Annotated in this window: 13 protein-coding genes; 1 reads left to right on the top strand and 12 read right to left on the bottom strand. The window is 48.5% G+C overall.

What is annotated here, in order from left to right; translation table 11 throughout:
- Window positions 1-35 precede the first annotated feature (35 nt).
- The 3 genes from AC0YNT_RS09675 to AC0YNT_RS09665 all read right to left on the bottom strand — a co-directional run bounded on the left by AC0YNT_RS09675 (window position 36) and on the right by AC0YNT_RS09665 (window position 2,566).
- Window positions 36-1,058: an efflux RND transporter periplasmic adaptor subunit gene (locus tag AC0YNT_RS09675; protein WP_475804386.1), complete on the bottom strand. Its 1,023-nt coding sequence runs from the start codon at window positions 1,056-1,058 to the stop codon at window positions 36-38.
- Window positions 1,036-1,770 carry an ABC transporter ATP-binding protein gene (locus AC0YNT_RS09670; protein WP_475804385.1) on the bottom strand — a complete coding sequence of 245 codons (735 nt, stop codon included), beginning with the start codon at window positions 1,768-1,770 and terminating at the stop codon, window positions 1,036-1,038. The genes AC0YNT_RS09675 and AC0YNT_RS09670 overlap by 23 nt, the downstream gene beginning before the upstream one ends.
- 235 nt (window positions 1,771-2,005) lie before the next feature.
- Complete coding sequence (locus tag AC0YNT_RS09665) at window positions 2,006-2,566, bottom strand: CatB-related O-acetyltransferase (RefSeq protein WP_475804554.1); 561 nt, start codon at window positions 2,564-2,566, stop codon at window positions 2,006-2,008.
- 202 nt (window positions 2,567-2,768) lie between these two features.
- Here AC0YNT_RS09665 and AC0YNT_RS09660 point away from each other — a divergent pair, with 202 nt between their 5' ends.
- A complete protein-coding gene (locus tag AC0YNT_RS09660; RefSeq protein WP_475804384.1) occupies window positions 2,769-3,608 on the top strand; it encodes a lipoate--protein ligase family protein in 840 nt (279 codons plus the stop codon).
- Between the two features lie 240 nt (window positions 3,609-3,848).
- Here AC0YNT_RS09660 and AC0YNT_RS09655 read toward each other — a convergent pair whose 3' ends face one another.
- From AC0YNT_RS09655 to AC0YNT_RS09615, 9 genes are all read right to left on the bottom strand, one after another.
- Window positions 3,849-4,634: a hypothetical protein gene (locus AC0YNT_RS09655; RefSeq protein ID WP_475804383.1), complete on the bottom strand. Its 786-nt coding sequence runs from the start codon at window positions 4,632-4,634 to the stop codon at window positions 3,849-3,851.
- An 11-nt stretch (window positions 4,635-4,645) separates the two neighbouring features.
- Window positions 4,646-5,398 carry a GTP pyrophosphokinase gene (locus tag AC0YNT_RS09650; RefSeq protein WP_475804382.1) on the bottom strand — a complete coding sequence of 251 codons (753 nt, stop codon included), beginning with the start codon at window positions 5,396-5,398 and terminating at the stop codon, window positions 4,646-4,648.
- Between the two features lie 99 nt (window positions 5,399-5,497).
- Window positions 5,498-6,370, bottom strand: a complete 873-nt coding sequence (locus AC0YNT_RS09645; protein WP_475804381.1) for a PhzF family phenazine biosynthesis protein — start codon at window positions 6,368-6,370, stop codon at window positions 5,498-5,500.
- An 80-nt stretch (window positions 6,371-6,450) separates the two neighbouring features.
- Window positions 6,451-6,891: a threonine/serine exporter family protein gene (locus AC0YNT_RS09640; protein ID WP_475804380.1), complete on the bottom strand. Its 441-nt coding sequence runs from the start codon at window positions 6,889-6,891 to the stop codon at window positions 6,451-6,453.
- Between the two features lie 18 nt (window positions 6,892-6,909).
- Entirely contained in the window at window positions 6,910-7,683 is a 774-nt protein-coding gene (locus tag AC0YNT_RS09635; protein WP_475804379.1) for a threonine/serine exporter family protein, read from the bottom strand.
- A gap of 23 nt (window positions 7,684-7,706) precedes the next feature.
- Window positions 7,707-9,095 carry an MATE family efflux transporter gene (locus AC0YNT_RS09630; protein WP_475804378.1) on the bottom strand — a complete coding sequence of 463 codons (1,389 nt, stop codon included), beginning with the start codon at window positions 9,093-9,095 and terminating at the stop codon, window positions 7,707-7,709.
- Window positions 9,096-9,127: 32 nt separating this feature from the next.
- Window positions 9,128-10,267 carry an ROK family protein gene (locus AC0YNT_RS09625; RefSeq protein WP_475804377.1) on the bottom strand — a complete coding sequence of 380 codons (1,140 nt, stop codon included), beginning with the start codon at window positions 10,265-10,267 and terminating at the stop codon, window positions 9,128-9,130.
- Between the two features lie 33 nt (window positions 10,268-10,300).
- On the bottom strand, window positions 10,301-11,488 hold the full coding sequence (locus tag AC0YNT_RS09620) for a response regulator transcription factor (protein ID WP_167281110.1): 1,188 nt from the start codon (window positions 11,486-11,488) through the stop codon (window positions 10,301-10,303).
- Window positions 11,466-13,337 carry a cache domain-containing sensor histidine kinase gene (locus AC0YNT_RS09615; RefSeq protein WP_475804376.1) on the bottom strand — a complete coding sequence of 624 codons (1,872 nt, stop codon included), beginning with the start codon at window positions 13,335-13,337 and terminating at the stop codon, window positions 11,466-11,468. Before AC0YNT_RS09615 ends, AC0YNT_RS09620 begins: the two co-directional genes overlap by 23 nt.
- Window positions 13,338-13,470 lie beyond the last annotated feature (133 nt).

Here is a 13,470-nt window from a genome sequence, read left to right as displayed (position 1 = left end):
GGTAAGCCTCCACTCTGCAAAAAATATAAATTGAATTAGTTCAGAACGATCGTTTGGCCTTCCTTCAGCCCGCGTAAAATTTCCACTTCTGTCGATGATTGAATACCAACCTCGACATCGACTTCCCGTAATGCTTTCCCCTCAAGTACCCGGACGAACGTACGTCCCAGATACGAGCGCAATCCACTTTTCGGTATAAGAACGGCGTTCTTGTGCTCTACTAATACAATAGATACATTCGCGCTCGAGCCTATCTCCACTCCCTCGGGGAGTTTGTCCACTGTCGCATATAAGGTGCTGGCATATCTTGATTTCAAATCTGCATCAGTCGTCACAGGAGCCGATGCAGGGGTCTGTACGACTTTGCCGGTCGACTCATAATCATTACCTGCTGTAATAACAGCACTCATTCCTACATCTACTTCACCAATACTGCCTGCATCGGAAGAACGGTAAGCAAATCGCAGCTTCGTTGGATCAGCTACTCTTACAAGCGTCTGATAGGGCTGAACAAAATCACCCTCTGCAAGCTCTTCTACAAAGACAACCTGACCGTTCATGGTTGCCCTCAGCTTACTCTGCTCATCGGTCTGCTCCAGCTTCGCAAGCTTCAGCTTCTCAATCTCCAGCTGCAGCTCGGCCATATGCCTTTCCTCTTCGCTGCCGCCCTGCTTGGCCTGCTTCACCGCATAGCCGGCGCGCTCTACCCCCAGCTTCTGCTCCAGCAGTTGTACATCAAGTCCATCAACAACCAGTTCAGCAAGCAGATCGCCCTTTTTCACTTCATCCCCGGACGAAACATACAGCTTCTTCAGCCTGCCGCCTTGGGATTTGAACTGAGCGAGCTCGCTGTTCGTCGATTCGAAGATACCAGAGCCTCTTACTTCACGGCGGATATCTCCCGTCTTCACTTCATCCGTTGAATAATTCTGCTCCGCAGGCTTCACCAGCGGCGGCTTAAGCGGTTCCTCCTCGTTAGGAATAAGTGAGCATCCTGCAAGTAAGGACAAGCTAACAAGCAGTGACATCGCCAAACTATAGTTTCGCAGCTTCAACAATGGTCCCATCCTCCAATTCATAGACTTCATCCACAATTTCCATAATGGCAGGGTCATGTGTCGTCATGACGACCGTCATTCCCTCTTCCCGCACCAAATTACGCAGCACGCTTAAAATATGTAGGCCTGTCCGGCTGTCGAGCTCCGCGGTTGGCTCATCGGCAAGCAGCAGCTTTGGCTTATGCGCAATTGCCCGGGCAATGGCTGTACGCTGCTGCTCGCCGCCGGACATCTCGAACGGACGGTGATGCATCCTCGGCTTAAGCCCGACATAGTCGAGTGCTTGCAAAGCTGCTTCCTTCCTTGCGGAAGCAGGTACACCTGCGATCCGCATCGCAAACTCCACGTTCTCATAAGCGGACATGAGCGGAAATAACGCAAAGGATTGGAATATTAGCCCCATCTGCGTTCTGCGAATATCTCCACGTGCTTTGTCTGACAGCCCGCTTAATACCTGGCCGTCAAAGTTCACGGTCCCTTCTGTCGGTAAGTCGAGTGCCCCTAGTAAATTCAGAAGTGTTGTTTTACCAGAGCCCGAACGTCCCTTCAAGGCGACAAGCCGCCCCCGCGCAATCGATAGATTAACGCCCTGCAGGACAACTGCAGCGCCGGTACCGCGGCCAAATGTACGCTTCAAGCCCTCTACTTGGAGCAAGGTCTGCTCTGCTGTGAACGGCTCATATTCCCTGGCGTACTGGGGAGAATCTGTCATTTTGCTCAACCCCTCTTCTTTCTTTGGAACTGTTGATATTCGTCTATGTTGTAACCGCTGTCAAAATTCGTCGTCGCCTTGGATTTTACAGGAACTTACAGAGGGTGTAAATGCCATTTTTATAGGGTTTATAGCAATGACCATATAAGGCGTAAAAAAGAGCATCCCCCGGGTCAATGTCATTAAGATAAGTTTCTATCTTAATGACATTGACCCAGGGTTGCTCTTTCCCAAACTATCCCTTCCCAAGCCTCGTGCAATAACGGAAGAAAGGCTTCAGATTCTCCTGTTGAAGAAGTGGAACGGCCGCTTCAATCTGATGTGTCTCCCAATCCCACCACTTCACCTGCATCAGTCTCTCAATAACATCAGGCGGAAAACGGTACTTTATAACGCGCGCAGGGTTACCGCCAACAATGGCATAAGGAGGTACATCCTTCGTCACCAGCGCATGTGTCCCTACAATAGCCCCATGACCAATGGTTACCCCGGACAAGATCGTTGCGTAATGCCCGATCCAGACATCATTACCGATCGTGACATTGCCGTTGGTCTTGGCACCCTCCGTTAAGTACTGTGTCATATAAGCGGTAAATGGGAACGTCGACACCCATTCGTAATGATGGTTGCCTCCCAAAAAAATCGTCGCCGTGTTCGACACGGAACAAAACCTGCCGATCGTCGCAATCGTATTTTCCGTCCAAGATAATACGATTGGAGTGCCCATCGTATAAGGGCCGATAAACAATTTATTATTAACCTGGCGAGGTGGCAGCATTTCTAATATATATTTCATGTTGCTCACTATTTCATCACTCTCCGAGATATCATCATTTCTGGCTTCATGAGCAGTATATTCATAGAATATTCGTTCCGTACAGGCTATACCCGGCAGGCAGCGGCGGATATATGTCTGCAGCTCGTATGCCTTGTCACGGCGGGATGGGATCAGTATGATGGGAATATTGGAGCTTAAATAGAGAGGAAGGTTAACCGCCATGAAATGGAGTGCAATTGAGCAGCTTGGGGAGCGAAGTCTTGTCCTGCTGGATCGGATGAATGACTTCTCGGAGGAAGATCCACTGTATGCATTTGCCTTGGACGAGCTGCTATGCAGAAACACGGGACGCGGTGGACCAGCTGTCTGCCATGTGTGGCGCCATCCGCGCGCTTTCATTATGGGGCTGCGCGACAGCCGTTTGCCAGGTGCAGGGGCTGCGCGTAACCTGCTAGAGACAGCGGGTTGGGCAACCGCTGTCCGTAATTCCGGCGGAGCAGCCGTGCCGCTTGATACAGGCGTCGTTAATCTGTCGCTTATTTTACCAAAAAGCAATGCAATGGATTTCCACTTTCATGATAACTTCGAGCAGATGTATGAGCTGATTCGATTAGCCCTGCAAGGATCCGGCAAGTCGGTGGACAAGGGTGAGATCACTGGTGCATACTGCCCCGGCGATTTCGATTTGAGCATCGGAGGATATAAGTTTTGTGGTATCGCTCAGCGGCGGCAGGCTCAGGCCATTGTTGTTCAAGCGTTTATTGTAGCGGAAGGCTCAGGGGTGGAGCGCGCCCGCCTTGTCCGTTCGTTCTATAATCAGGCAGCAGCAGGTGCTGATCCAGAACTTTACCCACTCGTAGTGGAAAATAGTACGGCAAGCCTCGAGGAGCTCGCTGGACTTGGCTCGGAGGCGGCACATGTCTTCGCGGATGCCGTGAAGCAAGTGATTGCGGATGCCAAGCTTAGTGCTGGCATTACTGCCGAATCAAGTCTCATTCTGCCTTCCGCCGAGCAAATCCGCGAGATGACAGAGACTTTGCATAATCGTTATGCGATATAAGAAAAGAGAGCAGCTCACGTAAGGAGATGCTCTGCAGAAGGAAAGGCTGTCCCTAATGCTGATTGGGACAGCCTTTATTATTATCACGCTAACGAACCCTTAGATGCTTATTCGGCGAAAAAAAGCAGCTTCACGATTCTAACGAATGCTGGTATCACTATTTGGCTATTTGGCGGTAACATAATGGGCTTATCCTGAGAATAGCGTTATGATGAGCGTGATATAGATTCGTTAGCTGTCTCACTCCATAATTTCAAGGTTTTCTCCAAGAAGCTCTACAAGTCTTGGAATAATGGTATCCTTGAATGCCTGCGGATTAGGAGTGGAAATGGTAAGCACCATACCGTCGCTTTCTTCCTCGTGCTCTTCGGTAAAGTTAAGGAAATAACTGTAATCCTCCACTTGTGTATCCGGATTAACTAGTGCACAGGTAAACCACCAGTCGGTCAGCTCGAAGGACTGCACAATCTCTTCTTGTGTATTGGCCCGATACCACAAGATGTTTTTCAAATAAACAGGGCGGTCATAAGGCAGCAGCCAGACCGAATTGGCAGCCACCAATCGGCTATTCACGAAGGCTTGTGTCGTTGGATCCTGATCCTCCAGCGTGTAGTTCCCCTGCTCCTTGTGTACAACAGACCCAATCTTGTGCAGCAGCTCTTCATTTAATTCCTCTATAGGAACCTGTCTAAAGTAAGCTAATAGCTGATCCATTACAGACTGATTAGCCTTCGGGTCACGCTCAGGAGCATAGTGCTGAAGCAGCACTTCCTTTACTTTTTGACTAATCTTCTGATCCCGATCATCAATGATGTCCGCATGAAAATTTAGAGCAGAATCCTGAATGAGATCATCCTTATGCGGATCTTTATCCCTGTCCCAATTCGTATAGGCGAAAAGAATGTCCATGGATGGTTCATGAAAGGCTTGAATAACCTCCGCCATCTTTTCATAGGCCTCTGGCCCAAAGCCTAACTCATAACCCAGCTCTAAACGAAATGGATAAGTATTTAATGTCAGCTTCAACCTTTATTCTCCTAGTCTGTTCCCGACTTATCCCCGATCATCTCGAGCAGTGCTAACGGAATGGGGAACTTTTGGTCGTCAATTTGCAAGAGCCTGAACTGTTCCTCGGCCTCCTGCAAATTCCCTTCCTTGATTTCGCTCATCTCCTGCTGCAGCCGTTCCATCTGGCGGTCCAGAGCCGTTACAGAGTCTGCAGCAGCCTTCAGCTCCTGCACAAGTCGATCCGGCACAGCCTCGTTGTATTTGTAGAAAATTTTATGCTCCAGGCTCGCCCAGAAATCCATCGCTATCGTCCGAATCTGTACTTCAATACAAACCTGCTCTACACGGTCGGACAAAAAGACAGGCACCTCGATCAGCATATGCATGCTCTGATAGCCATTTGGTTTCGGATTCTTGATGTAATCCTTCATCTCAAGAATCTTCAAATCGGATTGGCCCTTGAGCATATCCCGAATGAGATAGATGTCCGAGATAAACGAGCATGTAATGCGTAGTCCTGCGATGTCCCGGATGTTCTCTTTAATGCTAGGCATCGAAATAACCAAGTTTTTGCGCATCAGCTTATTCATTATGCTTTCCGGCGACTTCAACCGGGATTTGGTATGTTCAATTGGGTTATAATCATGGAGCATTTGAAATTCCTCTTTCAGAATTTCAATCTTGGTCTCCATTTCGTCTAATGCAAATTTATAAGTCATCATAAACCGCGTGATCATTTGTTTCAGTTGGTGGAATTGTGATGATTTGTCGAGCAAATTCATGCTTCTTACCTCCTGCGGCGGCGCAAATTTTTAGCGGCCCGTCGTATACTCACCTATTAGTATACCGTCCACGCACCAGCAATCGCAATTTTAGTGCCTTTACAGCCACTCACCTTTGGCAACGAAGAACACTTTGCCACCGATTTTAATCTCAAATTCCCCGTTGTTTTCTGCAGCATCAATGAGCAGCAAGGAGTCTCGTCCAATGGAGTAACCTTGCTCTACCCGAAGCTGGATTTGGCTCTTGTTAAAAACCTTGTGCTCCAGCAGATAGCCCGCCAGATTACCATTAGCGCTACCCGTTGCAGGATCCTCGTAATACCCGGTGTCATTGACGAAAACCCGCACGTGCAAATCATTCGTCTCATGAAGTGTCTCTTGCGTAACCACAAGAATATTAGCGTCTGCTGCTTCCTTGAGGAATCGCTCAAACTTCTGAGGATGAATAGTGCAGCGCTGGGCAGCCTCAAGAGTTTTCACAGGAACAATAACCGCAGGCAGACCTGTTGAAACCACTTGAATCGGGAAGCTCGTATCGATATCCTCAGCACTGATCTGTAGAACGTCTGCGATAACCGATGGTTCAATGGCATCACCAAATACCGGCTGCTTTTGGGTCATCCATAATACCTGCTCCTCTCCCGGTGTAAAGGTCACTGGGATTTGCCCCACCCCAAGATTCAAGAGAACAGGATCATTATTCCCCTTCTCAAATACATGCCGGATGATATATGCCGTGCCTAGTGACGGATGACCTGCAAACGGAATTTCTACATCAGGGGTAAAGATCCGTACATCATATCCTCCATCCGTCTTTTTATCCGACATAATAAAGGTAATCTCGGAGAAATGAAATTCTTTTGCAATCTGCTGCATTTCTGTAGTTGAAATCTCGCGATCGGGCAGCAGCACAGCAAGCTGATTCCCCCGATACTTCTGCTCCGCAAACACATCTACCATATAAAACAACATAACGACTCTCTCCCCGCTTATAAAAGATAAAAAGAACGCCCCGATTCTTCCACCCGGGTACGTCCTTATGTATTGCTGCCCTACAAGCGCTCCAGCCTGCGAATCGTCTGGTTCACGACCTCGGAGAGAACAAGACCAATGGCGATCGTTCCTGAGATCATAAACGCTTTGACGCCAAGCTGAACCGCAATATCATACTCGTTCTCCACGACCTTACGCATCGCATCATAAGCGATTCCGCCCGGTACAAGCGGGATAATACCCGCTACGCTAAATACGATAATCGGGGTCTTGTACAGCTTCGCAAAGAGCTGGCTGATAATCGCCACGACGATGACGGCTACAAGTGTGGACGGGATTGCTTCCAGTCCCATCTCCGTACAGGCCATATATAGCAGCCAGCCGACCATCCCAACAATACCACATTGGGGCAGCATCTGCCGGGGTGCATTAAAGATAAGGCCAAAGGCCGCCGCTGAGATAAAGCTCATGATAGCTTGTTCGATCCATCCCCACGACATGCTTGTCCCTCCTTCACCTTAATAAAATGATAACGCAGCTGCGATACCAGCACCAATCGCAAAGGCGGTCAGAAATGCTTCTACCCCTTTGGACAAGCCCGATACCAGATGCCCCGCCATCAAATCCCGTACAGCATTCGTAATATGCAGCCCTGGCACAAGAGGCATAACGGAAGCAATAATAACCGTGTCCAAATCAAGGGCCAGCCCGCTCTTCACCAGCAGAATAGTCAACCCGCCAAGCAGCAAGGACGCTGCGAACTCAGCAAACAGCTTAGCTGGCACAAGCCGGTGCAGCAGCACTACACTTCCGAAGCCCAATCCGCCGGCAAGAACAGCCGCCATAAAATCATGCCACTGGCCGCCGAACATAATCAGGAAGCAGCCGCTTGCAAGAGCAGCGACCAGCACCTGAAGCAGGGCGGGGTAGGCAAAAGGTAACTCATCAATTTCCGTCAGCAGCCGGTGAGCTTCACTCACATCCAGCTGTCCTCCGCTAATTCGCCGCGAAATATCATTCACAAGAGACACCTTGCGCAAATTGATGGAGCGCTCCGAGATCCGAATCAGCCTCGTTGTTGGTACGGAGGCATCCATTGCAAACAAAATGCCGGTAGGCGTCACATAGCTCTGCGCATCCGCAATACCATAAGAGGCGGCGATCCGCACCATGGTATCCTCCACTCGGTACGTCTCGCCGCCGTTTTGCAATATAATTTTGCCCGCAAGCAAACAAGTCTGTGCAATCAAATGATAGGAATTAAGAGGCTGCTCCATCACAGTGGAAGTCATGGCCATACACTCCTCTACAAATCTTACGTTGCAGTCGTCACACTGTCCTTCTTTTGAACATGCTTGACGAGTGCATGCTTCTCCCATGCCCGGCTCTTCCAACGGAAGAACATCGCAAAAGCACGAAGCCATTCATCGGCTGCGATAGCCAGCCATATACCTGGAAGACCCATATCGAGCTTGAATACAAACAAGTAACCAAGCGGCAGGCTCATGCCCACCATTGATACCATACCCACCCATAGTGGGTATTTCGCATCTCCAGACGCACGAAGTGAGTTGACCAGAATAATGTTAATCGTACGGCCAGTCTCAAGTATAACGCTGTAGAGCAGCACTTGAGTACCCAGACGAATGATCTCTGGGTCGTTCGTAAAAATATTCATAAGTGGTTCGCGGAATATCATCACAAATGCGATCATGACAGCACTTGAAGCAGACGCCCAGCCTGTGCTGTACCATACCCGATGATAAGCGTCCGTCTGGCGCCCTGCACCAATCATCCTGCCTACAATAATAGACGTTCCTGAACCAATCGAGAAGGCCATCAAATAGATAAACATCGAAATATTCGCGGCATACTGGCGGGCAGCAAGTGATTCCTCGCCAAGGAATGTCGCATAATACAGGAATACCATCTGGCAGCCCTGATACATAACCTGTTCAAGGGCGGATGGAATGCCGATTCTTAATATTTTGCCAATATAGGCCTTGGATAATGTGAAATAATATCGGATCTTCACCCTAACTTCCATAATGCGATACATCATCCAGAAGAAGACGAGCAGTGCCAGAGCTCTGCTGATCACCGTCGAAATTGCCGCACCGTGCACACCCATCTCCGAAAAACCAAAGTGGCCGAAAATAAGGGTATAGTTGCCGATCAGATGAACAATATTCATCCCAAGGGAAACGAACATCGCTTCCTTCGTAAACCCATGCACCCGAATAATAGCAGATATCGAATTAATAAGCGCCTGCAGGAAAATGAACCCGCCAACAAAGGACAAGTACGTCTTCGCATGCTCCAGCACCTCGCCGTGCAGGTTAAGGCTTTGCAGAATCAAACCATTAAACACAACAAATACGATACTCATTACGAGGCCAACCACAACGTTAAGCGTAATGCTAAGCGCCGAGATTTTGGCTGCTTCCTTCATTTGTCTCGATCCGATATACTGCGCGACAACAATTGACGCACCGTTACCAATAACCTCGAGGACGAGGAGTGCGATAAATAAATACTGATTAGAGGCTCCGACGCCGGATACCGCATTATCGGATATCGCGCTCAGCATAAAGGTATCCGCAACACCCATTAGCATAAATAATAATAATTCCAGGAATATGGGCCATGTCAGGAAAAATAAATGAAACTCCTTGGATGGCCTCTCCGCTTGTGCGGCTGTCATGCTGTCACCTCTTCTATTATGTCAAAATCCATTTATGGCAGCTGCATGAGTACCATCACTGCCGCACCAGCTGCGACAGCTTCTTCCTTGAGTACACCTTGTGAGAACAGTGGCTTATATTGCGGGTAATAATACGTGTGGCTTATAGCAACCTCAACTGCTGTTTCAAACACACTCTCATGAGCATTAATGAGCGCTCCCCCGAGAATAACCTGCTCCGGATGCAGCACATTAATCAAATTGGCCAAACCGATACCGAGGTAAGCGGCTGCCTTCTTGAATTTCTCTTGAACAACCGCATCGCCAGCTGACAAAGCGGAGACCAGCAGCTCAAAGCTCCACGGTTCGTTTTGTTCTCGAACCTCATTCTCAATGACATGGACCGATACAAATGACTCTAGCGCACCGTCAATAGAACTGCCCGGATCAGCAGGATTACCAGCCTGAATAATCATCCGGCCAATAGCCCCTTCCATATCGGTCGCACCATAGACGAGCTGGCCATTCGACATCACGGCTGAGCGGAGGCCGGCGCCCACGTGCACGTAGAGCATATGCTGGTAGTGCTCGCTTCTAAGCGCCCAATGCTCCCCAACCAGCGCTGTATTAGCGCCGTTATCAAGCAGAACAGGGAAACCGAGTCGCTCCTCCAGCCGCTCGCAGATCGGGAGATTATGCCAGCCTTGAGCAGGGAAATAGACGGGATCTAGAATCAAACCCCGTTCACGATCAAGCGGACCTACCGCACCAACGCCCATTCCAACAATGTTTGATTGCTCAAGTCCATGCTGCTTCATAAACTTCAAGGCAGCGGATTGCACCTTGCTCATAAACACATCCGGCGTCATGCTCTCATCCATTTTCCAACGTATGGCTGACAGCCTGTTCATATGCATGTCGTACAGCCCCATCGACGAATAGATCCGCGAAATTTCAAGCCCAAACAAATACCCATAGGTTGGATTCGTTTTGTACAAAATAGGTCTTCTGCCGCCAGTTGAGCTGCCACGTCCACTCTCCTGCAGCCGCTTATCGGCGATCATATCATCGAGCAGCCGCGTCATTGTGCTGCTCGACATATCAAATTCCTTCATCAGATCTGCCCTGGATACAACGCCCCGCTGCGCAATATAGGTGTAGACCCGGTTGGTTGGTGTTTTGTTAATGGACATAGGACTCCTTCTTCTATCCAATCATTGTTCGGATTAAAGCTGCTTCTCTACGCCATCCATTCGATGGCTCTGTCGAAACTCGGAAGGTGTCTCCCCATACTTTTTGCGAAACAGCTGGGAGAAATGACGCATATCTTGATAACCGATCCGCTCGGCAACATCTGCGAGCTTCAGCTTCGGATTAAGCAGCATTTGCTTCGCCTGCTCGAGTCTAAGGCCGATGACATATTCTTTGAATCCTGCGCCGGTCTTCTGTTTGAACAGCTGACTGAAGTAGACCGGGTTCAAATAAACAATGGAAGCCACCTTCTCCAGAGACAGATCGGCGTGGTAATGCGTACGAATATATTGCAGCGCGACCTCTATCGACTGATCGCTGCCGCTGGCATAATGCTCATAGACCGCCGTTGATGAGGCTTGGCGCATCCGCTGCACCTCGCCTGGCACCGCATTAATATCCTTGATAAGGTCCGTATGCATAATTTGAAACGGTACACGCAAATATTTGATCAGATGGGCGCGAAGCTCCTCCAGGAGACCCGACATTGTCGCACCTTCCGGAAGGGTAACCAGACCAAGAAGACTTTTGCTGTCATAGATCGTGACGAAGCCTTGACCATACTTTTCAATCAATTCGCCAAGCACGTTCTCAATCATGAAATGTTCAAGCTGAACAACCTTGTCGCTCTCCATCTTCACCATAATGAGATGATAATTGGAGTAGCTTTCCATAAATGGTGTCATATCAAATCGGCCGATATCAAGGCCTTGAGCCCAGCGCTGGAACACCGCTTCCCGCAAATAGTTACGGTTCATCTTCAGAAGCTCTGCTTCCTCCATAAGCTCCCGCTCGCGCTCAATCTCGCCGCTTATCTTCTCGATCATCTCGACCAGCACTTCCTTGCCGATCGGCTTCAGCAAATAATCCTTTGCTCCTAACCGTACCGCCTCTTGTGCATAGCTGAATTCCGAGTAAGCGGAGATCACTACCCACTTCACATGCGGATAGATGGTGCGGGTCAAATTCATTAATTCAAGCCCCGTCATCCCCGGCATCAAAATATCAGTCAGTACAATATCAATTCGCTGCTTCCGCAGCTGTGCAACTGCCTCTTCGGCATTTACAGCCAGAAAAGTGCTGTAAGCCGGAAACTTATTACTTAATGTCCGCTGGATGCCTTCCCGTATGACGGTCTCGTCATCCACGATTAATATGTTCATCGCCCGATTGACCTCCTCTTGCAGGCAGTGGTATTGCAATAATAACCGTCGTCCCTTTTCCTAATTCACTAGTAATCCGCATGCCATAAGGCTCACCGTACATCAACACAATACGGCGATGCACATTTGGCAAGCCAATACCTCTTCTTTCCCTGCCTTCCGGCAAAGGATAGTTTCGGTTAAGGCCCGAATGCTGCAGCATCGTCTGCAGCTCTTTCAAGGCGCCTTCCTCTATGCCAACTCCATTATCTTCAATGACAATCCGCAGCTCATTGGCTTCCTCATCCGCCACCGTGTACACCCGCAGAAGTCCAGGACGGTCAAGCGGTTCAAGACCACTCTTCACCGCATTCTCAATAACAGGCTGAATCGTCATCTTTGGAACAATGGCATCAAGCCACATATTGTCTACCTGAATCTCCGTGCTTACGCGGCCTATAAGGCGATTCTCAATAATCGTCATGTAATGACGCATTTGCTCAAGTTCCTGACGAAGTGTTGTCTTCGAGGCTTCTTCCCAGTCACTACTATATCGGAACATATGCGACAATGATAAAATAACCCTGCCCAGCCGATCATTCTCACGCTCGTCCAGCATCCAATAAATCATATCCAGCGTGTTGTACAGAAAATGCGGGTTCACCTGAGATTGGAGCGCCTGCAGCTCTGCGTTCTTTTCACTTATAGAGGAGAGTGTAATTCGTTCGATAAGCTCATCCATCCGTAATACCATTCGATTAAAGGAAGATACCAGGCTGTTGATCTCCTCGAATGATTTGACGTCCAACGAACCTCTAAAGTTACCCAGCTCCACCTGCTTCATCTCTCTGATCAAGAGCTTCAGCGGAGAGGATATATTCCGCGAGATCAAGGTTGCCAGCATAATCGATAACAAGATAACCGCGATAATGACAGCAAGCAGATACAATCTAGTCTGCACTAATTCTTCGCTTATGTCTGCTTTCGGCGTCAGTCCAAATACCGTCCATTCCGCTACAGCAGTTTTGGCAGCAACAATTAATTGATCGCTCTTATTATCAACAACGATCTCATTGCCTTTTGGTCTAGGCAGCCCATTAAAAGAAGGAACCACCTGCGGCTCTCCACTATTTGGCTCCATCGACAGATCGTCCTGATTTTTATCCGTCGATGCGATCACGTCATTGTTCTTATCAACAATAAATACCCGGCTGTTCGGGCTGATCGAAGCATTAGATAAGGCGGATAGAATCGGATTGGGGTCCGACTCAATTAAGACAATACCAACTGGCTTATAATTGTTAAGATCATATAGCTGACGTCCAAATACAAATACAGGCTCTGGCAGCATACTGTTAATAACCGAGCCCTTCGTCAGGCCAAGCCATACCATCTCGCCCCTTGAATTTTTAAGCTTGCTATACCAATCAGCAGACGTGTAATCCTGATTGACCAGGCCTGCGAAGCGTCGTTCATAGTTGTACAGCTTGCCACCGTTGGTCATGACATGGATGCCTACAATATCATCTCGCGAAAAGTATGCGGCTCCAATAATATTCGTAATCGCCCGTTCATTCATGACACTGACGCTTATATTCTTCTCATTGTCTGCTTCCTTGAGCAGTCTGGTCAATTCATAGTTACTGTTAAGCGATTTGGTCACGCTGTCATAGCCCTCAAGAAGCAGATCAAATAACCCTACCGTTTGGGAGACGTTCTTTTCCGCAAGATCACTGATTTTCGAATGGATGATCTGGGTTGTTTTCTGATAATAGAGGAAGCTGACCAAGATAAGCAGCGTCATCATCGATGAAAACAGCAACAAGAACAACCGATTCTGTATAGAATGCATTCCACGATAACGCGCCAACTTTGGATCCTCCTTAAAGAATTATCACGCTTTTTGTGATAATTCTACTTCGTAAGCATTAACTTAAGAATTATCACGCTTTTTGTGATAATTCTACTTCGTAAGCATTACTTAAAGATTTATCACACTAACG

The sequence above is a fragment of the Paenibacillus sp. J22R56 genome, from assembly GCF_056269375.1.
Note: the sequence above shows the minus strand (reverse complement) of the source record. Positions and strands in the feature narration are given on the sequence as shown.

Coding starts and splice junctions, on each gene's coding strand:
- AC0YNT_RS09670 (WP_475804385.1), bottom strand. CDS start 1,770: ATGACAGATTCTCCCCAGTACGCCAGGGAATATGAGCCGTTCACAGCA.
- AC0YNT_RS09665 (WP_475804554.1), bottom strand. CDS start 2,566: ATGAAATATATATTAGAAATGCTGCCACCTCGCCAGGTTAATAATAAA.
- AC0YNT_RS09660 (WP_475804384.1), top strand. CDS start 2,769: ATGAAATGGAGTGCAATTGAGCAGCTTGGGGAGCGAAGTCTTGTCCTG.
- AC0YNT_RS09650 (WP_475804382.1), bottom strand. CDS start 5,398: ATGAATTTGCTCGACAAATCATCACAATTCCACCAACTGAAACAAATG.
- AC0YNT_RS09645 (WP_475804381.1), bottom strand. CDS start 6,370: ATGTTGTTTTATATGGTAGATGTGTTTGCGGAGCAGAAGTATCGGGGG.
- AC0YNT_RS09640 (WP_475804380.1), bottom strand. CDS start 6,891: ATGTCGTGGGGATGGATCGAACAAGCTATCATGAGCTTTATCTCAGCG.
- AC0YNT_RS09635 (WP_475804379.1), bottom strand. CDS start 7,683: ATGACTTCCACTGTGATGGAGCAGCCTCTTAATTCCTATCATTTGATT.
- AC0YNT_RS09630 (WP_475804378.1), bottom strand. CDS start 9,095: ATGACAGCCGCACAAGCGGAGAGGCCATCCAAGGAGTTTCATTTATTT.
- AC0YNT_RS09625 (WP_475804377.1), bottom strand. CDS start 10,267: ATGTCCATTAACAAAACACCAACCAACCGGGTCTACACCTATATTGCG.
- AC0YNT_RS09620 (WP_167281110.1), bottom strand. CDS start 11,488: ATGAACATATTAATCGTGGATGACGAGACCGTCATACGGGAAGGCATC.